Below are 22,797 nucleotides of genomic sequence, written 5' to 3'. Positions count from 1 at the left end.
GGCAACCGGTGGGCCTACGAGACCCCGGCCGGGACCTTGTCATTGCGGCGCATCTCGCGGCGCAGCTCGGTGAACTCGGAGATGGTGCGGGTCGCGACCGTCGCCACCGGGCGCGCGTTGCGGCCGCTCGGCTCGGTCTTGGACACCATCACCACGCTGTCGATGTAGGGCTGGATGGTCGTCGCGTTCTGCACGGTCGCGACGATCACCAACTGGAAACCGAATTTGCGGAACGCCTGCAGTGCCTGCTGCGCGAACTGCGGATCGGATTTCGAGAACGCCTCGTCGAGCATCAACTGCGCGAACACCGGCCTGTTGTCCGAACTTTCGGGGCTGGCGAGGTTGAAGCTCAACGCGCCCGCCAGGCAGAACGCCATCAGCTTCTCCTGCTCACCGCCGGAGTTGTCGCCGGCGTTGCTGTGCGTGCGGATCAGCTCGTCGGTCGCGACATCCCACTCCGCGCAGTCGAAGGTGAACCGGTTACGCACGTCCAGCGCGTCACGCGTCCACGCCTTGTCCTCCGGCGCCGTCGACGCGAGCCGGTTGCGCAGCCGCAGGATGTCGGCGTACTGGTCCAGGATCGCCTGCTTGTCACCGAGCCCGACCTCGGCGATGCGCCGCGAGATCGCCCGCACGATCTCGGTCAGCTCCGCCACCGCGGTCAACGAGCGCGGCGTCGCGCGCAGCGTCAGCCGGGTACCGCGGTTGAACTCCACCGCGCCCAAACCCGTGTTGACGCGGTCGATCTGGTCGCTGATCCGGCGGGCCTCCTGCTCGGCGACCCGGTGCAGCGTCAGGATCGCATCCGGGGCCTGCTCGGTGACCAGCCGCATCATCCGCTCGTAGGCCTCGGGCAGCTCACGTTCGTCGATGTGCCGGCACAGCGCGACGTAGTCGTGCACCCGCTCGTCGAAATCGTCGGAGTCGTTCGGGATCGCATCCGGGAACGACGTGTCGAACGTGTTCAGGATACGGGCCAGCTCGTCATAGGACCGGCGCCGGCTCTCCCGCAGCTGCTCGCGTTCCTTCTTGATCGCCGCGAACAGCGCGTCGCGGTGCGACTCGGGTTCGAGCATGTCCAGGCTCACCGGGATCTGCCCGGCATAGCGGTTCAGCAGCTCGGTCAGCGGCTCGGACACGAAACTCGGTGACAGCCGTTCCTGGAGCTCCAGCAGCCGGGTGCGGCGGTCGTCAAGCGCATCGCGGCGGGTCTGGATCGCGCCCCGGCGCGTCATCAGTTTCTGGATCTGCGACCAGCATTCGTCGGCGCGCGCGTTGAGCGCCTCGATGTCGGGGTGCTCGGCCAGCAGCAGCTCGTACTGCTCACGCAGCCGGTCGGCGTGCCCGTCGGCAGTCTCGATGTCGATCTGGCTCCACTGCGGGAACTGCTCGCAGATCGCCTTGCACGCCGCGGCACGGTCACGCCACTGCTGGCGCTGCGCGGCGATGTCGTCGGCGGTGCGCCGCGCCTTCTGATAGGCCTCCTCGGCCGCGGCGAGGTCGACGGTCAGTGCGTTGATCTTCGCCGACACGTCACCCTGGTACAGGTACTCCGACTGCTTCAGCGGCCGGCGGTCATCCTTGATCGCGAGCCGGTCGGAGTCCTTGTACAGGCCGGTGTCGGTGACCGCGCGGCGGAACCGGGCGAACACGTCGGGGGAGTCGACACAGATGTGGTCACCGGCAGAGGAGACCACGTCGACGGCCTCGGCCGCGCAGGGGTGCTTCGGGTCGACCGCGAACAACTTGCCCGCCAACGTGTTCGGCTCAGGATCGACCGGATCGGCGCCGAGGAACTTCGCCCGCACGTGGTGCAGCTGCAGCCGGCCGCGCATGTTCGTCTCGTTGACGAAGCGCAGCACCTCCGACCAGTGCTGGTCGGGCACCATCAGCCGCAGTCCGACCCCCCGCAGTACCTTCTCCACCGCGGTGCGCCACCGCGTCTGGTCGGCTTTGAGGTCCATCAGCTCGGCGACGTACGGCAGCTCGGAGGGGTGCACACCGACGGCAGCGCAGATCTGATCGCGCATCGTCAACGCGAACTCGGGCAGCGCCGAGCCGACGTGCTCGACACGCTTGAGCTCCTTGGCGGCCTCGTCCCGCGCCAGCCGCGCGGACTTCTGCGCGTACTCGGCGTCGGTGGAGGCCTCCCGGTTGCGTTCCACCTTCGCCAGCAGCTCGGTGGCCTGCGCCAGCAGATCCTCGCGCAGATTCCAGAAGGCGTCCGCGGTTTCGGGTACCTTGAGGTCCTGCGCGGTGAGCATGTCCTCGTAGGCGTTGCGCCGCCGCGACACCTGCTCGGCCTCGGTCTCGGCGGCGGTCACCTGCGACTGCAGCGGTGCGATGCTCGCGCTGGACCCGCTGATCTGGGCGTTGAGCGAATCCGCTTCCGCCTTGGCGAGATTCAGGCTGCGGGTGACGTCCTCGTACTCGTTGTCGAGCTGGTCGATCGTGGTGTCGAGCTGCTCGACCTGGGCCGGGCACTGCGCCAGCCGGACGTGGTCGGTGTAGGCGCGCACCATCGGCAGGTCGACCAGGTCGATGATGCCCAGGTCGGTCGACTCCGACGCGTAGCGCTGCTGGATCTTCTCGATGTCGCCGAGGATCTTGCGCTTCTTCTGCGCGACGGCCAGAAGTTCACGGGCCTCCACCAGCGGGTCGATCTGCTTGAGCGCCTCCGGCAGCCGGGTGAGGCTCTCCGGTTCGTCGAGCATGAACTCCCGGACGAACTGTTCCAGCCCGCCAACGCTTTTCAGCGATTTCGCCTTGCCGAGCAGCTGTTGTGCGGCATCGGAGGCGCGGATGCCGATGGTCGCGTACAGCTGCGCGAGATACTGTGACTCGACCTTGGTGCTGAACCGCCAGCCGTCCTCTTTGAACACGCCGGTATCGAAACGCCCTGCTGCCCAACGGTTGCAGACGTCCTCGATGTCGAGGTTGCCGTCGCCGATGACGAACCGGCTCGACGAGTCGTTGCGCGACTCCCCGGTCAGCCACTTGAGCACCAGGCCGGTCACGGTGCGGCCGGTGTCGCTGGTGTAGGTGACCGCGACCGCCGACCACGCGGTGCCGTCGCCGCGCAGGTACATCACCCGGCTGGTGCCGCCGTCGCTGCGCTGCCCCCACGCGCCGCGCACGTACTTGTCGACGGTGCGCCGCCCGGCGCTGGACCCGGCGGCGGTGTTGTCGCCCGAGGCGTTGAAGTTGCGCCGGTTGAACGGTAGGAAGCCGAGCGAGATCGCGTCCAGCAGTGACGATTTACCGCTGCCCGAGGCGCCGGCGATCAGCGCGCCGCCCTCGCTGAACGGGATGTCGTGGTAGCCGTCGAACACGCCCCAGTTGATGACCTGCAGCCGCGACAGGTGGAATTGCTCAGTCAAGGTCGGTCTCTGCTTCCGGGGTCGCGCCGTTGAGTAACAGTTCGAACTGCTGCTGCAACTCGGTGATCACGCTGGCCGTCATCACCGCGGTGATCACGGGGGAGATGGTGTAGCTGTCCTCGTCGTCGCGGCTGCGGCGCAGGATCTCCAGGCCGGTCAGCCGGGCGATCGCGGCGTCGATGCGCCCGGCGAACGTGACCGCGTCGCGGTCGGTGTCGTTGAGCACCCCGGAGAACAGGTTGTGCATCTCCTCGCGGGAGATCAGCACGCTCTGCCCGCCCGCCGCGCGCATCATCTGCGCCAGGTGCAGCGCCAGGATCGAGTCGTAGGTGCCGAGCGGTTCGCGGCGCAGAAGCTTGACGCCCCTGGCGGATTCGTAGCGGGCCTGCTCGACGAATGCCACCTCGGTTCCGTCGACCACGCGCAGGATCAGGTCGAGCTCGGAGAGTCGCACCGACAGCTGGTTGCGGTACTCCAGCACCCACGAATACAGGTCGGCGTCGGATTCGGCGCTGATGTAGCGCCGCGTCAGCAGATGCTGCAACGCCCAGCAGGCCCGGTCGGGCAGCTCGGAGACGTCGCCGTCGAAACGCGGCCGGCGCTGGTGCGGCGGACGGGCGGTCTGGTCGACCTCCGGCAGCGCGGAGAACGCCGCGAAATCGGCGTCGTGTTCGGTGGATGTCACGCAGAGGCTCCAACACTGATCGGTTCGGTGAACATCAAATGGGGGACCGCGATTTCGCGGTCGGTGCCGTCGAGCGAGCGGAACCGGACCGTCACCGACTCGTCGGCCGTGGCGTCGCCGCCGGGCTGTTTGAGCGCCCACGACCACAGCACGATGACGTGCCCCAGGTAGGCGTTATCGAGCATCTCGACCGCCTTGGCCAGCGGCACCGGCCCGGTGCGCAGCTCGCGGTTGAGCATGTCCGACATCGCCGGCGCGTCGACCTGCGTGGTCAGCGCGGCGAAGGTGCTCAGGTCGACCTCGCCGTCGGCGGCCTTGGCGGGCTTCGGGTTCGACAGGTCGCCAATCTTGAAGCTCAGCGCGCCGACGCTGCTGATCGCATGCCGGGCCAGCGGCAGCTCGAGATCGAGGCGGGAGTCGATCAGGCTGGACTTGAGCAGATTGCGGGCCGCACCGATCGCCTCGTTGAGCTGGCGCGCGACCCCGCGGCTCTGCTCCAGCGTGCCGAACGCGGTGAACCGCTTGACGCGCTGGGCACAGCGCTGCTGGATGCGTTCGACCTCGTCGATCTGCTGGCCGACCAGTTCGAAGAATCCGGCCATCACCTTGCGCAGCGCCGGGTCCAGGGCGGGCAGCGCGTCGGCGACCGCGGCGACGTCGGCCTCGAACTCGGCGCGCTGGTCCGGGTCGTTGATCATCCGCAGGAACGCGCGGTGGCTGTCGCGGCCCTGCGAATCCCAGGCGGCCTGGTAGTCGGCATACATCTGGCGCTGCCGGTCGCGGTACTCGACGTTGCTGTCGATCGGCTCGTCGAGCGCGGCGGTGGCCTGCTCGATCATCGTGCCGTACTGGCCGATGTCGGTGATCAGCCGTTCCATCTGCATCGCGATCGCGCGGGCCTCGTCGTAGGCGTCGGTCACGTCGGGCGCCGGGCGCTCGCCCTTGTCGAGTTCGTCGAGCTCGCGGTGCAGCGCCTCGATCTCGGCTTCGATGCTCTTGCGGATGCGGGCCGGGTCGCCGCCCACCTTCAGCGCGACCTGCTTGAGCCGCGACGCGATGCCGTTGATCGAGCCGCCGGTGGCGATGGTGTCCTGGCGGCGCATACCGCGCAGGAAGTCCAGCGCGCGGCGGGCGTCCTGGGTCAGATAACAGACGTTCTGGTCGCTTCGGGTGTCGACGATGCGGTGCAGCCACCCCTGGCTGGCCCACGACTTGATCAGCGCCAGCCCCGGCTGCGGGTCGCCGAGGTCGTCGAGGTCGCGTTCGAGGCGCACGACGAGCTCGGTCTCCGGGATCACCCCGTCGGCCAGGTGGCGTTCCATCAGCGTCGCGTACAGGCTCAGGTTGGTCGTGGCCAGCAGCCGGATCGCGCGGGAACCCTGCAGGTCGCGGTTCAGGTCGAGCAGGTCGGCGGCTGACAGTGTCGCGTTGTCGTCCACCTGGCTCCTGTTCTCGTGTGCGCTGCGGTTCGTGCCGTCGCCGGAGGCCCCAACATAGGCCACCGCGGCGACCAAGCCGGTCTGCGGGCGGGGAGTGTCGCGCGGTTTCCCGCCCCGGCTGTGGCGTGTGTGACCAGCGGGATTGCAGTGTGCTGTGGGGTTTCGCGAGACCGCCACCACGGTAGCGCAGCGGCGTAGATCACGACGCTGGTGGCGGTGTCGCGAGACGGGCGCGGGCGTCGGCGCACAGCCGGGCGATCACGTCGGCCGCGGGCTCGCCTGCGGTGACGTCGTCGACGCCCTGACCGGCGTTGACCGGCGCGATCCGGTAGTCGTCGGCGGCGATCGCGGCGCGCAGCTGCGCGCGGGCGTCGTCGTCGGGGGTGCGGCCGTCCCACGCGTCGGTGAAGTCGTTGCGCAGCACCCGCTCGGGGAAGCGCGCCGGCCACGGGTAGCCGAGGGCGGCGTCGAACACCCGGGTGTTCAGGGTGTCGGCGGCGGTGGCCGCGGCCAGCGCGTCGCCGGCCTTGGCGGGCAGCAGCGACTCGGCGCACGCCGCGAACGCCGTGCCGATCCACGGGCCGGCCGCACCGGCGGCCAGCACCGCGGCCAGCGCCCGCCCCGACGCGATGCCGCCGGCGGCCAGCACCGGCACCGGTACGCGGTCGAGGATCGAGGCCAGCAGCGGCAGCGTCGCGACCGCCGGGGTGCCGTGCCCGCCGGCCTCGGCGCCGCGGGCGACGAGCACCTGGACACCGGCGTCGACGGCGCGCAGCGCCGAGTCCACGTCGGCGACCTGCGTCGCGCTCATGCAGCCGGCGTCGTGCGCGCGGGCCACCCAGTCGTAGTCCACGCCGAAGCTGACGCTCAGCAGCGCCGGGCGGGCGTTCAGCGCGGTGTCCAGGATCTGCGGGTCCTTGCGGACGACCCAGTCGATCAGGCCGATCCCGAAGGGCCGGTCGAGGGGTCCGAGGATCTGCAGCTGCCTGGCCAGCGACGCGGCGGAGCTGGAACTGCCGTTGCCGATCAGGCCGAGGCCACCGGCATTGCTGACCGCCGCGGCCAGGGCGCCGCCGGCCGCGCCGCCCATCGGGGCGTTGACGATCGGGACGTCCAGACCCATCGCCGACGACCACCGCGTCGATATCGTGTCCATGTCGCGGGCCATTATCGTCCCCGTGCCAGGATGAGGCCATGACGGTCGTGTTCGTGCATGGGAATCCTGAGACCGAGGCGATCTGGGCGCCGTTGACGGCGGTGCTCGGACGCGACGACGTCGTCCTGCTCTCCCCGCCGGGGTTCGGCGCGCCGCTGCCCGACGGCTTCGGTGCGACCTTCCTGGAGTACCGGGACTGGCTGGAGAACGCCCTGGAACAGATCGACGGACCCATCGACCTGGTCGGCCACGACTGGGGCGGCGGGCACGTCGTCAACGCGGTGATGCACCGGCCCGAGCTGGTGCGCAGCTGGGCCACCGACGTCATCGGCCTGTTCGACCCCGACTACGTGTGGCACGACATGGCGCAGGTGTGGCAGACCCCAGGCGCCGGGGAGGAGCTGATCGCCGACATGATGGGCGGCGGGCTGGAGGCGCGCACCGAACTGATGTCCTCCCTTGGCATTCCGGACGACATCGCCGCCGCGATCGCCGAGCACCAGAACGACGACATGGGCAAGGCCATTCTCGCGCTGTACCGTTCGGCGGCGCAGCCGGCGATGGCCGACGCGGGCCGGTCGCTGGAGAACGCCGCCGCCCGGCCCGGGCTGTCGCTGCTGGCCACCGAGGATCCGTACGTCGGGGTGAACGACAACCGCCGCCGCGCCGCCGAGCGTGCCGGCGCCCGCACCACGGTGCTCGACGGCCTCGGACACTGGTGGATGGTGCAGGACCCGCAGCGCGGCGCGGCCGCACTCACGGAGTTCTGGGACTCACTGTCGTAGGTGGCCGGGTGTTTTCGGCGAGCGCGCGCGTCTGGACGCCGACACGCCGCCTCCGGCGGGCGTGCGGCGCGCAGTCGCCGCGCCCGAGCGGCTAGATCGCGTACTGACGCGGCTCGTGCTGCACCGACACCCAGTGGTCGGTGGTGAACTCGTCGATCGCCCACTGACCGCCGAAACGGCCGATGCCCGAACTCTTCTCGCCGCCGAACGCGGTGTTGGCGTCGTCGTTGACCGGTGCGTCGTTGATGTGCGTCATCCCGGCCTGTATCCGCCGACCGAACCGGACCGCGCGGTCGACGTCGCGGCTGAACACGGCCGACGACAGCCCGTACTCGGTGTCGTTGGCGATGCGCAGCGCGTCCTCCTCGCCGTCGGCGCGGATCACCGTCATCACCGGACCGAACACCTCCTCGCGCGCCGTCGCGACGTCGTTGCCCCCGGACAGCACGTGTGGCGGGAGGCACTGGCCGGTCGGGCCGAACGGCTCACCGCCGAGCAGCAAGTCGGCGCCGTCGTCCTGCGCGCGCTGGATCTTGTCCAGAATCCCCTCCAGCTGTGAGGAATTGATGACCGGGCCGAGCTGGGTGTCGGGCTCGTGAGGGTCCCCGACCTTCAGCGCCTTGACCTTGTCGAGGAAGCGCTGCAGGAACTCGTCGTGAATCTTCGCGTCGGCGATGATGCGGTTGCCGATCATGCAGATCTGCCCTTGGTGAAAGAAGGACCCGAACACACTCGCACGCACGGCGAGGTCGAGGTCGGCGTCGTCGAGAATCACCAGCGGGCCGTTGCCGCCGAGTTCCAACGCCAGCTTTTTCAACCCGGCCTTCTCGGCGATGCCCTTGCCGACCGGTGTCGATCCGGTGAACGACACCACGCGCGGAACCGGGTGTTCGACGATCGCGTCCCCGATGTCCGAGCCTGACCCGACGACCACCGACAGCAGACCTGGCGGCAGCCCCGCCTCCTCGAAAATCCTTGCCAGCAGCAGACCCCCGGTGACGGGGGTGTCGCCGGCCGGTTTCAGCACCACCGCGTTGCCGACCGCCAGCGCGGGCGCCACCGAACGATTCGACAGCTGCATCGGGAAGTTCCACGGTGAGATCACCGCGACCACACCGACCGGTTGGCGGTAGACGCGGCTCTCCTTGCCCGGGATGTCCGACGGCATGATGCGACCCTCGACGTGGTGCGGCATCGACGCGGCCTCCCACATCACCGAACGCACCAGGCCCCATTCCAGTTCGGCCTTGGCGCGGGTGCCGCCGGTTTCGCGGATCAGCCAGTCGACGACCTCGTCCTGGCGGGCCGTCATCACATCGGCCGCCGCACGTAACACCGCGGCGCGCTCACCGGGCGGCGCCTCCGCCCAATCTGGTTGTGCCGCAACAGCAGCCGAATAGGCCTCGTCCAGATCGCCCTCGTCAGCCTGGGCCAGTTCGGTCAGGGTGTCGCCGGTGTACGGGTCGGTGACCGCGCGGGTGTTGTCCGATGAGCCGGGGCGCCATGCGGTGCCGATCGGCATGGTGTCGAAGTGAGGATAGGTGCTCACGCCGGGCTCACCCCGATCTTCACGTGCGGACTGTCCTGCTGTGCCTGCCAGGCCTTTCCGGCGTCGTCGAGGCTGTAGCGGGTGGTCTCGACGCTGATCCGGTCCTCCGACGCCAGCCCGACCAACTCCTGGTAGGCCTGGCGCATCACCCGGGCGGGCATCAGGTTGTTCATGTGCCCGATGTGGGTGCGGCCCATCAGCTTCGTGAACGGGATCTGCGGTGTCCCCGCACCCTGGCCGACGGTGATCAACGTCGCCCCGACCGCCGAGGCGTCCAGCGCCGCGAGGAACGGGTCACCGTAGATCATGTCGACGACGACGTCGTAGCCGTCCTTGACCTCGGCGCGCAGCGCGGCCGCATCCTCGTCACCGCCGAGCTCGACCACCGCGTCGGCCCCCAACTCCATCGCCTTCTTCAGCGCGTCCTTGTCGCGGCCGGCCCCGACGACCCGGCCCGCACCCAGGATCTTGGCCGCCTGGATCGCGATGTTGCCGACGACACCGGTGGCGCCGAGAACCAGCACGGACTGCCCTGCGGACACATCGGCATGCCGGGTCAGCGGCAGCCACGCCGCCAGCCCGGCGATGCCGAGCGCGACGGCCATGTCGTCGGAGACGGCGTCGGGCACCTCGAAGACCAGATCGGGATCGAACTGGGCCAGCTCGGCCCACGACCCGAACGGAGACACCGGGGAATCGAAGTACACCCGGGTGCCGTCTTCGGTGTGGCCGATGCCCTCCTTGCCGACCACACTGGGGATGACGGGGTCACCCAGCTGGCCGGATGCCAGCGCCAGGTCGACGGGATTACACCCGGCGAGGCTGACCCGCACGACGTCTCGGGTCGGCTCGTCGAATTCTCTGACCGTCGGGGGTCCTCCCACAGCTTCCAGAACCGCAGCGCGCATGGCAGTCCTCCTGACGGTCGGTTAACCTGCCGACTACCCGGGACCGCGCGGGCGAAACCGTCAGTCGGGCAGCGCGGATGCCGATGTGCGCCTGGACGCCGGGATGCTATCGCCGGTCCCGGTACCCGGCTCGAGAAGTGACATCCCGACGGCACCGAGCCGCCAGCTGTTCCTCCCGGGCGTACAGCAGACCGAAGGTGAACCCGTTCTCACCGTCGGTCGTGCCCGCGTCCGCGCCGAGCCTGCGCAGCATCGGGCGGGCGACGACGGTGTCCTGAAGGTCGCCGAGGATCTTCTGAATTCGCTTGTGGTGCTTCTCGGTTCGCTTGGCGTGCTTGGTTTCGCCGTTGTGCTGCAGCAGCTCGGCGGCGTAACGGGCGCGTTTGGCGGCCTTGCGGGCGCGGTGCAGCGGCGCGTCGTCGTCGCTGCCCAGCGCCTGGGCAAGTCGCTTACGCGCTTTGCGGTCGGCCCTGGCGGCGCTCTTGCGCAGCTTCTTCCCGGGCCGTACCGGCGGATCGGTGCGCCACCGGCGCAGCGCGGTGACCAACTCGTCGAACCGGGGTGCCTGCATAGCCTCGGTGACGTGCGCGCGGGCCGTCGTCTCGACGTCGTGCAGATCGCGCTGGATCCGTGCCTCGACCGGGCCGAGCGCCAGCGCGTCGTTCAGGGCCCGCACCGCCGCGCGCAACCGGCGCTGCTGCACCTGAGGGTCGCGTACCTCGCCGAGCAGTCCGGCGAACCACTTGAGTTCGTCGTCGAACGTGCGTGCCGCGTCGCGGTCCAGGTGGCGGGCGAAGATCCGGACGGTGCTGCGGGTGCGGCGGATGGCCACCCGGGTGTCGTGGATCGGGTCGGCACCCTCGCGCAGGCCGCCGATGCCGTCGAGGATCAGGCCGGTCTGTTCGGCGAGGTAGCCGGGCAGTGCGGTCATCATCGAGACTCCTTCGGGCAGCGGGACGGGCAGGCATACCCGTCCGGTGCGCGGGTACACCCACTCGGTGACGCGCGGGACAGGTCGCTGGGCGCGGGACAACGGTTTGCTGTTGGCCTGCCTCGGGCTGTTCGCCGTGTTCTTCGCCGGGATGATCGTCTCGGGTGCGGCGACCCACAACGCCGAACAGCACGACCACGGCTCGCAGGAGACCGTGTCGGTGTTCGGGTACCTGCGCAGCGGGGATTTCGTCGAGGCGACGTTCGAGAACTGGGAGTCCGAGTTCCTGCAGATGGGGATGTACGTCGTGCTGACGGCGTTCCTCTATCAGCGGGGGTCCTCGGAGTCCAAGCCCATCGACGAGCGCGCTCCGCAGGACCGCGATCCCCGCACGGTACCAACGCGCAAGGGCGCGCCGTGGCCGGTGCGTCGGGGCGGTTGGGTGTTGTCGGTGTACGAAAACTCTTTGGCGATAGCGTTTTTCGTGTTGTTCTTCGCATCGTGGGGTCTGCACGCCGTCGGAGGGGCCGCGGCGTACAACGACGAGGCGGTCCAGCACGGCCAGCCGACCGTGACGGTTGCACAGTATGTGCTGACGTCGCAGTTCTGGTTCGAGTCGATGCAGAACTGGCAGAGCGAGTTCATCGCGGTCGCCGCGATCGTCGGGCTGTCGATCTTCCTGCGGCAGCGCGGATCGGCGGAATCGAAAGCGGTCGCCGAACCGCATCGCGAGACCAGCGCGTAGGACTCAGGTCCGCTGTGGCGGTCCCGGATCGGGTGGACTCGAGGGGCCGGGCGGAGACTCCGGGATGTCGTCGGGGACGAGCCGTTCGGGAACCTCGGTGGGGGCGAGGCGCTCCGGAGGCTCCTCGGGCGCGCTGTCGGTAGCCGCGAGCGCGACGTTTGTGCTCGCAACACGCTGGTCAGGGGTGTGCAGACACGCGCGCTCGCGGTGCAGGGCTTCGGTCTTCATGACCGAGGCGTACCCGGCGGGTTGCGGCGTCACACCCGGGTGCGCGCCTCGTGGCCGGCGGCCTCGGCGGCGGCCCGCTCGCCGCTGCGGACCGCGCTGTCGGGATTCGGTGCCGCGATGAACCCGAATAAGGCGTGCGCCTCACTTGCCTGCGGAACCGGCGCCGTCGACGTCAGGTGCTCACCAGAATCCTGACCAGCGCCGTCACTCCCAGGGCAACGATCAGAACCCGCAGCCACACCGGGCTGAGCAGTCGGCCGTACTTGGCGCCCAGCCAGCCGCCGGCCAGCGCGCCCAGCGCGATGCAGCCGGCCACCGTCCAGGCGATCCGGTCGAACGCCATGACGGTGTAGGCGGCAGCTGCGAGCAGGTTGACCACACCGACGAGGAGGTTCTTCAGCCCGTTGGACATCTGCAGATCCTGCGCCAGCAGCACACCGAGCACACCCATCAGCAGAACACCTTGTGCCGCAGCGAAATAGCCGCCATACACCCCGGCCAGATACACCGCGACGACGAGCCCCGGGCCGATCGTCGTCGCCGCGGCTGCTCGGCGCGCCGCGACCCAGGCCTGCAGGCGGGGTTGCGCGATGACGAGACCCAGTGCCGCGACGAGCAGCACCGGGACGACGATCTCGAACGTGTCGTCCGGCAGCGCGAGGAGAAGGAAGGAACCTGTCAACGCGCCCAGCGCAGAGGCAGGGAGCAGGGCCATCACGGTGCGCTTCTGGGCCGCGATCTCCCTGCGGTACCCCCACGCTCCGCTGACCCCGCCGGCGACCAAACCGATCGCATTGCTCATGGTCGCGACGACCGGCGGATAACCCAGCGCGATCAGGACCGGAAAGGTCACCAACGTTCCCGAACCGACCACGGCGTTGATCCCGCCTGCCGCCAGCCCCGCCAGGATGACGATCGCCATCTCCGACACGAGGTCAACCGCACAGAGTTCGGGCGGCCTTGGCAAGCGCCGCCGCCGCGATCCGGCAGTCGGAGATCGACACCGCCTCGGCATGAACCACGCCCGCACCGAAGTCGCGCCGACCGGGACCGAACATCACCGTCGGAACACCGATTGAGCAGCCATATCCAGCATCGAACGCGTTGCGGCTGTACATCGTCGGGAAACGGGCCAGCGCGCCGACCACCGGGGCGGACGGATCCACCAGCGCGGGGAACATCGCCGCACCGGCGATGACTTCCAACTCCGGCCACGACCCGTCGAGCTGCCGGCGCACCGCCGCGACCGCCGCGTCGGGATCCTCGCCGGGAAGCAGCCGCCGGTCCACCACGACGTGCACCCTTGACGGAAGCGTGTGAGGGGCGATCGGTTCGCACTGGAACTGATATGGCGTCGCGGTGGCCGGACCGAGTTCCGGATGCGGCGGCGGCAGCGGAACTTCGGGAAGCCTGCCCACGATCTCGGCCGCGGGGGGAATCGGGTTGCGGCCCAACTCGGGTTGGCTGGAATGCGCCGCGGCACCCGACACCGTGACGCGGATGTCCACCCGCCCGCGATTGCCCAACGAGACATGGAGATTCGTCCCGAAGGCGATGATCGACTGCGCGGCCCTCACACCGAGGTCTTCGTAGATCCGTCGTGATCCGTCATGGCTGCTGCGGCCCTCGCAGTTCACCGTCAGCCATACGGCACGCCGCAGCGAGCGCAACTCCCGCACGGCGGACAGCGCCGCCGCCATCGGGCCCTTGTTCTGGTTCGCGCCCTGACCGACCACCGCCGGGCCGTCGAGGTTCAGCGCCGCCCCGTCGACGATGCGGCCCTGTTGGGGATCGGTCATCAGATTGCCGTGCTGCGAGACGATGTAGGTCTGCAGCAGCAGGCCGTCAGGGGTGTCGGGACCGAATCGCGCCGCGATGTCCCCACAGGGGTGCCGCAGAATCTCGTCGGGGCCCAGGGCTTCGACCATCGGCAGCACCGCGCTGGTCACCGTGTCGTACAGATGTGTGTCGCCGGGCAGGATCTCGGTGGTGCCGGTCGGTACTGCGGTATCGGTGCCCACCAGGTTCAGCAGCGTGTTCTCCAGGTAATCGGCCATCAACAGGCGGGGACCGCTCGGCGCCGGCGCTGAAGTTCGGGCAGTAACGTCTGTTCGGCGAGCTCCATCTGCCGCGGCTGGTCGAACGACGCGAACCGCAGGATCGGGATGTCGAGACCGCGTTCGAGGTACTCGTCGATGCGGGTCAGGACATCCTCTGGGGTGCCGAAAGCGCCCCACCGATCCAGGATCTCGTCGCTGCTGTCCATCGAGTAGTACGTGTCGAGGAATCGCTTGCCCTCGGTCCGCGCCTCGGCGCGGCTGGCCCCCAGGTTGATCATCAGGTGCGCTGACGAGGACATCGCCGCCGGGTCCCGGCCGGCGGTCTGCGCGGCCGTGCGGATCTCGTCCCACTTGCGGCCGAACTCCTCGGGGGTGGTCACCGCGGTCTGCCAACCGTCGGCGAGGGTCGCGACCCGTTCGATCGCGGCGCGGTAGCGGCGCTCGGGCATCCGGGCCGGATCGGGGTTGCTGGCGATCCAGATCGGGCACGGATCCTGAATCGGCTTGGGCTCCAGGGAAACCTCGGGGAAGGACCAGAACTGGCCGTCCCACGCCGTTGGTCCGCTCCACAACGCACGCACCAACCGGATGCCCTCTTCCAGGCGCGGGACCCGCTCGCGCCCGGTGACACCCGTCGCCGTCAGTTCGGCGACGACATTGCCGCCGCTGCGTTCCGTCGTGGCGCCCAGGCACACCGCCAGTAGCGTGCGGCCGCCCGAGAGCACGTCGAGGCTGGCCCACTGGGCGGCGAACATCACCGGTTGGCGCAGCGGGAACGTGGCCAGACAGCACACCCCGAGTTTGACCCGTTCGGTGCGTGCGCTGATCGCCGCTAAGCTCGTGACGGACTCCACCCGAGGCTTGGCGATGAGCCCGTCACCGACCCACACCGAATCGAAATACTCGCCCTTGTCCGCGAACTCGGCGAGGTCGAGCATCTCGGCGACGCTGATGGCGCCGAACAGGATCCCGCGGTTGGGAAGGCTGAGTCCGATTCCCTGCATGTTGCTCCTCTGTGTTGTCAGCAGACGCCGACGTAACCGTCTTTGCGCCGGTCCGATCCGCCCTCAAGGCCGGTGTCCGTGCGCAGGATCATCTGCGCTCCACCGCATTCGAACCGTGGCAGCGCGGTCAGCTCGTGGCCCCGCTGCGCCAGCTCGGCGGCGGTGACGTCGTCGAAGCCCGCTTCCAGCCCCACTGTCCGTCCGGGCATCACCCGCAACCGGGGTGCGTCGATGGCCTGCTGGGCCGACATGCCGCGGTCGAAGACATTGCGCAGGATCTGAAGCTGTCCCTGGGGCTGCATGAACCCGCCCACGATGCCGAGGCACCCCCGGAAACCGGCCCGGTCTCCGAGCATCGCCGGAATGATGGTGTGATACGGCCGTTTCCCGCCCTCGGGGCGGTTCGGATGGCCGTCGCGCAGCGTGAAGCCGTTGCCGCGATTGTGCAGCAGGACACCGCTACCGGGCGCCATCACCCCGGACCCGAAGCTCTCGTAGAGGCTCTGGATCAGTGAGCACGCCGCGCCGGTGCTGTCGACGACGCAGACGTACACCGTGTCCGACGGGATCCCGGGCCCGTTGGCATACGAGGCCCGCGGGCCGATGTTCGCGCGCACCTTCGACAGGCGATCCTCGTCGAGAAGGTCCGCGACTGGCACCGGATGAAACAGCGGATCGGCCACGTTGTCGGCGGCATCGGCGAAGGCGGCCTTCAACGATTCGATCAGATGGTGGTCGGCCTCGCCCTGCGACGTCAGCGGCAGCTCGCCGTAGAGGCCCGCCGCTTCGAGCACCACCACGCCCTGTCCGGGTGGCGGCATCTCGTAGATGTCGATCCCGCGGAAGCGGCCGCGGATCGGCGCGCTCCACTCCGGACCGGCCCAGCCGGCGAGATCGGAGCGCCGCAGCGGACCTCCGAGCGCCTCCACCGCGTCGGCGAAGCCCGCGGCGATGTCGCCGGTGTAGAACGGGGCATGTCCTTCTGCGACATAGCTTTCCAGCGCGTCGGCAAGCCCGGGGTTGACGAATACATCGCCGACTTCGGGCACGTCACCGCCGGGCAGAAACACCGCCGCCGCGTTCGGGTTGCGACGCAGCTTGTCGGCGCCCAGATGCCACTCCTCGGCGACGATGGGACTCACCGCGAAGCCGGCGCGGGCCGCCTCGATCGCCGGGCGCAGGATCCGCTCGCGTCCGACCCGGCCGTAGCGGTCGAGCAACGTGGTCCATCCCCACGTCGCACCCGGGACGGTCACCGTCCACGGGCCGTCGGGCGGCATCTGGTCGAAACCCTGCGCGCGCAACGCCTCCACCGTCATCCCCGCCGGCGCGCCGCCGGCCGCGGCAAGGCCCACCGGCTGGTCGGCGCCCGGCTCCCAGTAGAGGGCGAACAGGTCACCGCCCACGCCCGTGGAGCGCGGGTCCACGACGGTGAGCATCGCCGCGGCCGTCACCGCCGCGTCGGCCGCGGTGCCGCCCTCCTTGAGGACGGCAACCGCGGCGTCGACAGCCAGCGGGTGACTGGCGACGACCATGCCTGTGGCTTGGCTCATTCGGCGCCGGAGACTTCGGTGATCATGTCGAAGTCGACCATCGACGGGTCAGCAGGCTGGTTGTACTCGCCGAGCGACTGGAAGAAGGTGTCCATGTTGCTCCAGCTCTCGGGGGTCAACGGCGCGGTACCGGCCTTCGGGTAGAACGACGCCTCGTTGTAGTACTGGTAGATCTGGGGCAGGAAGTCGTCGCGGACGTCGGGCAGTTGTTCCTTCACCGCGGCCGTCCACGCGGCCTCGTCCTGGTAGAACTCGTCGTAGGCGCTCTGGACGTCGGTCAGGAAGTCTGCGACACGGTCGCGGTTGCCGTCGAGGAACTTGCCCGAGGTCACCCACACGGTGTTGAACGCGCTGGCGCTCTCGCCCTTGAGGTCGCTCCAGTCGCCGAGAACGGTGAACTCGCCGTTGTCCTGCAAGGTCAGCACGTCGCCGAATTCCAGTGCGGTGGCGTCGATCTGCTTACCCAGCATCGCCGCAGCCCGGTTCGGCGATTCCGGGAGAACACTCCAGTTGATCTGGTTCTCAAGGTCCGGTCCGGCTTGGCGTGCCAGCTCACGGGGCAGCGTCTCGGTGGGGGAGCCGGGCCCGTGGTACGCGACGCGGGCCCCCGCGAGGTCGCTGACAGACTTGTACTGAGACTGTGAGACCAGGACGAATTCGGGGATCACCTGGCTGACGTAGACGATCTTGACGTCGATGCCGCTCTGCGCCGCCTTGATCGCCGACGCACCGTCCATGTTGCCGATGTCGAAGTTGCCGTTCTGAAGCCCGGCGATCACCGCGCTGTCCTCGTTGAGCGCGGTGATCTCGGCGCCGGCCTTCTGCGCGCCGAGATAGTCGGCGATGTCGGCCGGGTCGAGATCGGAGGCGAACGCGACCCGCAGCGGTGCGGCCGAATCCCCTTCAGGGGCTTGACTGCTCGACGAACAGCCCGCGAGGGCCAGCGCGGCGGCGGCCGCGGCCACCACCGCGCCCAGACGTGTGAATTTCATGTTCTTCCCTTCGGTCGACTGATCTCGGCTAAGCGTGGATGCCGCGGTGCCATGGCATGAGGCGGCGTTCGAGGAGTTGGACGGCGGCGGCGAGGGCGACGCCGAGCATGGCGAGCACGATCACCCCGACGAAGACCTTGTCGGTGCGGTAATAGTTCGCCGCAGTGCTGATGAGGCCGCCGAGACCGGTGACGGCGAACAGCAATTCGGCTACCACCATGCCCTTGACGGCGCGCGAGATTCCCATTCGGAGGCCGGCGAAGATGTAGGGCAGCGAGGCGTAGGACACCACCCTGCTGAACAGCTGCCAGCGGCTGGCACCGAAGGCGCGCGCCGCGTCGACGAGGTTGCGGTCTACGTTGCGTACCCCGGTGTAGGTACTGATCAGAATCTCGAAGACGCAGAACAGGAATACGGTGACGGTGCGTGCTGTGAAGCCCAGGCCGAACCAGATGATGAACATCGGAACCAGGGCGGCCGTCGGCACCACGTAGAGTGCCGAGACGAACGGGTTCAGTGTGCGGCCGGCGGGACCGTACCAACCCATGAAGAAGCCGACCGTGATGCCGACGATGATCGCGAGGCAGAACCCGACGAGCAGTGAGCTCAGACTGTCCAGCAGTGCGCGCCAGAGTTCCCCGGTCTCCCACATCTGCCAGAACGCTCCGGGGAGCTGGGAGGGCGGAGCCAGGAAGAAGTCACCGACGATCCGTCCCGTGATCTCCCAGATCGTCAGCAGTGTCACGATGAGCAGCACCTGGACCAGGCGCTCCCAGCTGAACAGTTTGCGCCGCAACAGCGTTGCGGTACTGATGTGCTCGCGCTCGATGACGGCAGGCATGTGGGGTATCCGTTCGGTGGTCTAGAGGAGTTCTTCGAGACGGGTGCGCAGTTCGCGTGCCGCCGGATCGTTGATCAGTTCGGCGCGAGAGCGTGGGCGCTCGATCGGGACGGAGACGTCGGCGCGGACCTTCCCGTCGGACATCACCACGACCCGGTCCGACAGCAGCATGGCCTCTTCGATCGAGTGTGTGACGAATAGGACCGAACGTTTCTCCTGGCTCCAGATCCGCATGAGCTCGGTCTGCATGTGCTGGCGGGTGATCGCGTCGAGTGCGCCGAACGGCTCGTCCATCAGGAGCACCTGAGGTTCCAGGGCCAGCGCGCGGGCGATGCCGACGCGCTGCTGCATCCCTCCGGACAGTTCGCCGGGGTAGTGGTCGACGAACCCGGCCAGTCCGACCAACGCGAGGTATCTGTCGGCGCGGCCGCCGCGCTGCGCTCGGGGTATGCCGGCGAAGCGTAGAGACTCGATGATGTTCTGCCGCACGGTCCGCCACGGCAACAGGGATGGCTGCTGGAATACGACGCCACGGTCGATGCCCGTCCCGGTGACCGGCGTGCCGTTGACTTCGACGCGGCCCTCGGTCGGCGGCAGCAGACCCGCGATCACCTTGAGCACGGTGGTCTTTCCGCATCCGGACGGCCCGACCAGCGAGACGAACTCCTCAGGCCGGACCGCGAGATCGACGCCGTTCAGCGCATAGGTGCGGACGATCTCACGCCCGCTGATGCGTTCGTAGACCTTGGTGAGCCCTGCAATCGAGATGGCATCTGTGGCGACGGAAGACTCCACGGAGGTCGGTGCCATGCCGACTCCTCTCGGTATGTTGTATACAAGGAGTGGACCACCGGTGTGTTTCCTGGGTATTTCCTAGGGGTTTACTGTTTGCGTCAATGTGCGCCGCGTCAGGCGCTGGCGGCGTCGGCTGCCGCCCGGCTGCGGTACATGTCGGCGGTGGCGATGGTGTGGGCGCGCATGAGCGTCGATGCGTGCGCACCGTCTCGGGCCCGAAGCGCGTCGATGATGCGCCGGTGCTCGTCCCAGGAGGCCATACCGCGGACGTCCGCGACCGACGAAAAGTACCACCGAACCCGCTTTTTCATCATCGACAGGGTGGAATGCAACATCCCGTTGCCCGACCACTCGCTGATGCGGTCGTGGAACGAGGAGTTGGCGGAGACGATTCCCTCGACGTCACCTGCCTCGACGGCAGCCACGCCTTCGCGCCAGATGGCTTCGAGAATGTCCAGTTGCTCGGTCGTCACCCGGGTGGCGGCGCGTTCGGCGGCGTAGGACTCCAACAGGGTGCGCATGTCGAAGAAGTCGTCGATCTCGTCCGCGGTCGGGGCATGCACGTACGCGCCGGTCCGCGGGTGGATGTCCACCCAGCCCGTGCGCGCGAGCATCGTCAGCGCTTCTCGAACGGGGTTGCGGCTGACGCCGAGTTGGGCCGCGAGCTCGTTCTCCAGGAGTCGCTCGCCGGGTTTGAGGACCCGGCGCACGATCAGATCCTCCAGCGTGGAGTACACCCGCTCCCGGAGCACAGGCTCCTGTTGGAGCGTTGGAATCGACTGTGCAGCAGTCTCATTGGCCGCCATAACCGACCTCCTGGGTCTGTCGGAGCCGTGACCACCGCGCGATGAGTTCGTCTGCCGTTGCCACCAGTCCGAAATGCTTGCCGACGACCTGCACCGACGCGTCGTGGGCTGTTCGAGAATAGGACGCCGCGCAGTCCTGCACCAACGTGACATAGAAATCGTGGAAGACGCCATCGCGCAAGCTGGACTCGACGCACACCTCGGTGGCGACGCCGGTGAACAGCACCGAACTCACGCCCAGTGACCTCAAGGTGATGGCCAGGTTGGTGCCCACGAACGCGGAGAAACGATGCTTGACGACCACATGGTCGCCCGGTTCTGGTGCCACGGTGAAGAACTCGGCGCCCCAGCTGCCGGTACGGCAGGTGACCCCGGTGCGCTCGGTGCCGTCCCCGTCGCCGAGTCGGCCCAGCCACGCGGGGCTGTCGTTGGACGGGTCGTGCACGGTGCGGACGAAGATCACCGGTATTCCGCTGTCGCGGGCCGCGGCGATCAGGCGCTGTAGGCGCGGCACCATCGCATCGACAAAGTGCAGGTCGAACCCGTATCCCGCGGGTAGGGAGCCCTGCGCGCTGCAGAAGTCGTTCTGCACGTCGACGACGACCAGCGCCGCATGCCCCGGCAGGTGGCGGTCGTCCTCGCTGAGTCGAACCACGTGACCTCCCCCGCGTGTACTGTATACAAAACCGTAGCAGCTGGGCGGGTGGCTCGCAGGATGCGCGGTGCGTCTGGGCGGTGGCCTTCGCGAGAATTGCCGAGCGGCAATGGGATTAGCGCCTCACCGGCTACAGTCTGACCATGGCGGCAGACGGCGTCATCTCCTGGCTCCTGGACTCCGATCCCGCGCTGCGCTGGCAGGTCGAACGCGACCTGGCCGGCGCCGCGCCCGGCGTCTGGGAGGCGACGCGTGCGCGGGTCGCCACCGAAGGATTCGGGGCGCGGCTGCTGGAGTTGCAGGATCCGGATGGGCAGTGGGCCGGCGGAGCGTTCTTCCCGGCCGGGTTCGACTTCGACGCGGTCGAGACCGACGGTCAGCCGTGGACGGCGACCACGTGGTCGCTCAACGCGCTGCGGGAGTGGGGGCTGGATCCGGCGGTGCTGCAGAATCGCCGCACCGTCGAACTGCTGGCGGCCAATTGCCGTTGGGAGTATGACGATCTGCCGTACTGGGGTGGTGAGGTCGACTGCTGCATCAATGCGTGGACGCTGGCCAACGGGGTGTGGCTGGGCGCCGACGTCGCCGGCATCGCCGACTGGTTCCTTGAGCACCGGCTCGGTGACGGCGGCTGGAACTGCGAGTGGGTGGAGGGGTCGGCGCGGTCGTCGTTCCACTCGACGCTGAACGCGCTCAAGGGGCTGCTGGCGTTCGACTCCGCCGGCCCCACGGATGCGCCGGTCCGTGCGGCTCGGCGTTCGGGGGAGGAGTACCTGCTGACGCGGAACCTGCTGTACCGGTTGGGCACTGGTGAACCGGTCGGGCCTTGGGTGGGCAACTTCACGTACCCGTTCCGATGGTGCTACAGCGCACTCAACGCGCTCGATTACTTCCGGGCGTCCTATCAGATGGAAGGGCGACCGCCCGACCCTCGGATGCAGGCGGCGATCGATATGGTGCGCGCCGCCCGCCGGCCCGACGGCACCTGGGCGCAGGGGACGCGTCACCGTGGACTCGAGTGGTTCCCGGTGGACGTCGAGCCCGGGGAGCCGTCGAAATGGTTGACGTTCTCCGCGACTCGCGTGCTCGACTGGTGGGATTCCGGACGCTGACGGCGCGGTCGCCATCGCCGAGCGTGCGTGAATGCCCGCGACGCGCCGGTGGGGGCCGGGCAGACACGCGCGCTCGCGGTGCCGACCCGGGCTACCTTGCCAGCGCGGCCAGGGCGGCGTCGACGTCGGCCTCGGTGGTGGCCCACGACGTCACGAACCGGCCCACCGGTTCGCCGTGGTCGGGTTGGTGCACGGCGTAGGACTCGGACAGGTGGCGGTGCAGGTCGGCGTCGAGCCGGACGAACACCTCGTTCGACTCGGCCGGTGACGCCAGCGGCAAACCGAGTGACTGCAGACCGGTGACGAGGCGCTGCGCCATCGCGTTGGCGTTCGCGGCGTTGCTCAGCCACAGGTCGTCGCTGAACAGCGCGACGAACTGTGCGGCGATGAACCGGTGTTTGCTGGCCAGCTGGCCGATCTGCTTCTGTACCCAGTGGATACCGTCGAACTCCTGCGGACGGCGCACCAGGACGGCGTCGCCGAACAGCAGGCCGTTCTTGGTGCCGCCGACGCTGACGATATCGGCGTCGGCGATCGCCTCGGCGGGCGGTACATCCAGCGACACAACAGCGTTGGCGATCCGGGCGCCGTCGACGTGCACCAGCAGGCCGAGTTCGTGGGCACGTTCGACGAACTCCTTGACCGCCTGCGCCGTCCACACCCGGCCGTTCTCCGTGGACTGCGTGATCGACACGATGCGCGGCCGCGAATGGTGCACCGCGCCGCGGCCCAGCACCCGCCGCTCCAGATCCTCCGGCGCGATCAGCCCGTCGACGCTCGGCAGCCGCGTCAGCTGCGCCCCCGACAGCCGCACCGGGCCGCCGGCCTCGTCGAGCAGCACATGCGCGACGTCGCTGCAGTAGATCTCATGCCACGGTCTTGCCGCCGCGGCGAGCGCGATGGTGTTGGCCGCTGTGCCGGTGAACGCGAACAGCACGTCGGCCTCGGGCGAGTCGAACGCGGCCCGGATCACGTCGGCGGCCTGCGCGGTCACCGGGTCGTCGCCGTACGACGGGGCGGGGCCGTCGTTGACCCGCCGCAGGGCGTCGAGCACCGCCGGGTGCGCGGGTGCGGCATTGTCCGAGGCAAAGGCGGCAGAAGCTGGCACCTGTCCCATGATGGCACCGCTCGCTGAACCTCGGCTGAGGGCTGTGATCGACGCCGAGATCGCGA

At 68.9% G+C, this 22,797-nt stretch carries 21 protein-coding genes; 3 read left to right on the top strand and 18 right to left on the bottom strand.

Annotated elements, in window-relative coordinates; translation table 11 throughout:
* Nucleotides 1–14: 14 nt before the first annotated feature.
* The 4 genes from NTM_RS02090 to NTM_RS02075 all read right to left on the bottom strand — a co-directional run bounded on the left by NTM_RS02090 (nucleotide 15) and on the right by NTM_RS02075 (nucleotide 6,660).
* Nucleotides 15–3,380, bottom strand: coding sequence for an ATP-binding protein (locus tag NTM_RS02090; protein ID WP_163765288.1), 3,366 nt, complete (start codon nucleotides 3,378–3,380; stop codon nucleotides 15–17).
* Nucleotides 3,373–4,065 (bottom strand): DUF4194 domain-containing protein, encoded by a 693-nt coding sequence (locus NTM_RS02085; protein ID WP_104862035.1) that lies wholly within the window; start codon nucleotides 4,063–4,065, stop codon nucleotides 3,373–3,375. The genes NTM_RS02090 and NTM_RS02085 overlap by 8 nt, the downstream gene beginning before the upstream one ends.
* Nucleotides 4,062–5,504, bottom strand: a complete 1,443-nt coding sequence (locus tag NTM_RS02080; RefSeq protein ID WP_104862210.1) for a DUF3375 domain-containing protein — start codon at nucleotides 5,502–5,504, stop codon at nucleotides 4,062–4,064. The genes NTM_RS02085 and NTM_RS02080 overlap by 4 nt, the downstream gene beginning before the upstream one ends.
* Nucleotides 5,505–5,703: 199 nt before the next feature.
* Complete coding sequence (locus tag NTM_RS02075; RefSeq protein ID WP_163765287.1) at nucleotides 5,704–6,660, bottom strand: NAD(P)H-dependent flavin oxidoreductase; 957 nt, start codon at nucleotides 6,658–6,660, stop codon at nucleotides 5,704–5,706.
* Between the two features lie 38 nt (nucleotides 6,661–6,698).
* Here NTM_RS02075 and NTM_RS02070 point away from each other — a divergent pair, with 38 nt between their 5' ends.
* The gene (locus tag NTM_RS02070) at nucleotides 6,699–7,445 is read left to right on the top strand and encodes an alpha/beta fold hydrolase (RefSeq protein WP_163765286.1); all 747 of its coding nucleotides are present in this window, start codon (nucleotides 6,699–6,701) and stop codon (nucleotides 7,443–7,445) included.
* A 91-nt stretch (nucleotides 7,446–7,536) separates the two neighbouring features.
* Here the strand turns inward: NTM_RS02070 and NTM_RS02065 are convergent, their stop codons facing one another.
* The 3 genes from NTM_RS02065 to NTM_RS02055 all read right to left on the bottom strand — a co-directional run bounded on the left by NTM_RS02065 (nucleotide 7,537) and on the right by NTM_RS02055 (nucleotide 10,836).
* Entirely contained in the window at nucleotides 7,537–8,967 is a 1,431-nt protein-coding gene (locus NTM_RS02065; RefSeq protein WP_163769343.1) for an aldehyde dehydrogenase family protein, read from the bottom strand.
* Nucleotides 8,968–8,990: 23 nt separating this feature from the next.
* Nucleotides 8,991–9,902 carry a quinone oxidoreductase family protein gene (locus tag NTM_RS02060; RefSeq protein ID WP_163765285.1) on the bottom strand — a complete coding sequence of 304 codons (912 nt, stop codon included), beginning with the start codon at nucleotides 9,900–9,902 and terminating at the stop codon, nucleotides 8,991–8,993.
* Between the two features lie 106 nt (nucleotides 9,903–10,008).
* Nucleotides 10,009–10,836 carry a CHAD domain-containing protein gene (locus NTM_RS02055; protein WP_163765284.1) on the bottom strand — a complete coding sequence of 276 codons (828 nt, stop codon included), beginning with the start codon at nucleotides 10,834–10,836 and terminating at the stop codon, nucleotides 10,009–10,011.
* Between the two features lie 64 nt (nucleotides 10,837–10,900).
* Here NTM_RS02055 and NTM_RS02050 point away from each other — a divergent pair, with 64 nt between their 5' ends.
* Entirely contained in the window at nucleotides 10,901–11,578 is a 678-nt protein-coding gene (locus tag NTM_RS02050; protein WP_163765283.1) for a DUF6766 family protein, read from the top strand.
* A 3-nt stretch (nucleotides 11,579–11,581) separates the two neighbouring features.
* Here NTM_RS02050 and NTM_RS02045 read toward each other — a convergent pair whose 3' ends face one another.
* From NTM_RS02045 to NTM_RS02000, 10 genes are all read right to left on the bottom strand, one after another.
* Nucleotides 11,582–11,806 carry a hypothetical protein gene (locus tag NTM_RS02045; protein WP_232079592.1) on the bottom strand — a complete coding sequence of 75 codons (225 nt, stop codon included), beginning with the start codon at nucleotides 11,804–11,806 and terminating at the stop codon, nucleotides 11,582–11,584.
* A gap of 172 nt (nucleotides 11,807–11,978) precedes the next feature.
* The gene (locus NTM_RS02040; protein WP_163769341.1) at nucleotides 11,979–12,728 is read right to left on the bottom strand and encodes a sulfite exporter TauE/SafE family protein; all 750 of its coding nucleotides are present in this window, start codon (nucleotides 12,726–12,728) and stop codon (nucleotides 11,979–11,981) included.
* A gap of 13 nt (nucleotides 12,729–12,741) precedes the next feature.
* On the bottom strand, nucleotides 12,742–13,863 hold the full coding sequence (locus tag NTM_RS02035; protein ID WP_163765282.1) for a M20/M25/M40 family metallo-hydrolase: 1,122 nt from the start codon (nucleotides 13,861–13,863) through the stop codon (nucleotides 12,742–12,744).
* The gene (locus NTM_RS02030) at nucleotides 13,863–14,870 is read right to left on the bottom strand and encodes an LLM class flavin-dependent oxidoreductase (RefSeq protein ID WP_163765281.1); all 1,008 of its coding nucleotides are present in this window, start codon (nucleotides 14,868–14,870) and stop codon (nucleotides 13,863–13,865) included. Before NTM_RS02030 ends, NTM_RS02035 begins: the two co-directional genes overlap by 1 nt.
* A 17-nt stretch (nucleotides 14,871–14,887) precedes the next feature.
* Nucleotides 14,888–16,423 carry a gamma-glutamyltransferase family protein gene (locus tag NTM_RS02025; RefSeq protein WP_232079591.1) on the bottom strand — a complete coding sequence of 512 codons (1,536 nt, stop codon included), beginning with the start codon at nucleotides 16,421–16,423 and terminating at the stop codon, nucleotides 14,888–14,890.
* On the bottom strand, nucleotides 16,420–17,415 hold the full coding sequence (locus tag NTM_RS02020; protein WP_104862042.1) for an ABC transporter substrate-binding protein: 996 nt from the start codon (nucleotides 17,413–17,415) through the stop codon (nucleotides 16,420–16,422). Before NTM_RS02020 ends, NTM_RS02025 begins: the two co-directional genes overlap by 4 nt.
* 28 nt (nucleotides 17,416–17,443) lie before the next feature.
* Nucleotides 17,444–18,256: an ABC transporter permease gene (locus NTM_RS02015; protein ID WP_163765280.1), complete on the bottom strand. Its 813-nt coding sequence runs from the start codon at nucleotides 18,254–18,256 to the stop codon at nucleotides 17,444–17,446.
* A gap of 21 nt (nucleotides 18,257–18,277) precedes the next feature.
* Nucleotides 18,278–19,066 (bottom strand): ABC transporter ATP-binding protein, encoded by a 789-nt coding sequence (locus NTM_RS02010; RefSeq protein WP_163765279.1) that lies wholly within the window; start codon nucleotides 19,064–19,066, stop codon nucleotides 18,278–18,280.
* Between the two features lie 98 nt (nucleotides 19,067–19,164).
* Nucleotides 19,165–19,803, bottom strand: coding sequence for a GntR family transcriptional regulator (locus NTM_RS02005; protein WP_161499452.1), 639 nt, complete (start codon nucleotides 19,801–19,803; stop codon nucleotides 19,165–19,167).
* 40 nt (nucleotides 19,804–19,843) lie between these two features.
* The gene (locus NTM_RS02000) at nucleotides 19,844–20,512 is read right to left on the bottom strand and encodes a cysteine hydrolase family protein (RefSeq protein ID WP_232079590.1); all 669 of its coding nucleotides are present in this window, start codon (nucleotides 20,510–20,512) and stop codon (nucleotides 19,844–19,846) included.
* A gap of 143 nt (nucleotides 20,513–20,655) precedes the next feature.
* Here NTM_RS02000 and NTM_RS01995 point away from each other — a divergent pair, with 143 nt between their 5' ends.
* Nucleotides 20,656–21,624: a prenyltransferase/squalene oxidase repeat-containing protein gene (locus NTM_RS01995; protein WP_163765278.1), complete on the top strand. Its 969-nt coding sequence runs from the start codon at nucleotides 20,656–20,658 to the stop codon at nucleotides 21,622–21,624.
* Nucleotides 21,625–21,715: 91 nt separating this feature from the next.
* On the opposite strand, the gene NTM_RS01990 is transcribed toward NTM_RS01995, so the two are convergent.
* Nucleotides 21,716–22,741, bottom strand: coding sequence for a threonine aldolase family protein (locus tag NTM_RS01990; RefSeq protein WP_163765277.1), 1,026 nt, complete (start codon nucleotides 22,739–22,741; stop codon nucleotides 21,716–21,718).
* Nucleotides 22,742–22,797: the final 56 nt, after the last annotated feature.

It is taken from the genome of Mycolicibacterium parafortuitum, from assembly GCF_010725485.1.
Lineage (GTDB): Bacteria > Actinomycetota > Actinomycetes > Mycobacteriales > Mycobacteriaceae > Mycobacterium.
The sequence above is the reverse complement of the archived record's forward strand: the minus strand, read 5'-3'. Positions and strand labels throughout refer to the sequence as shown.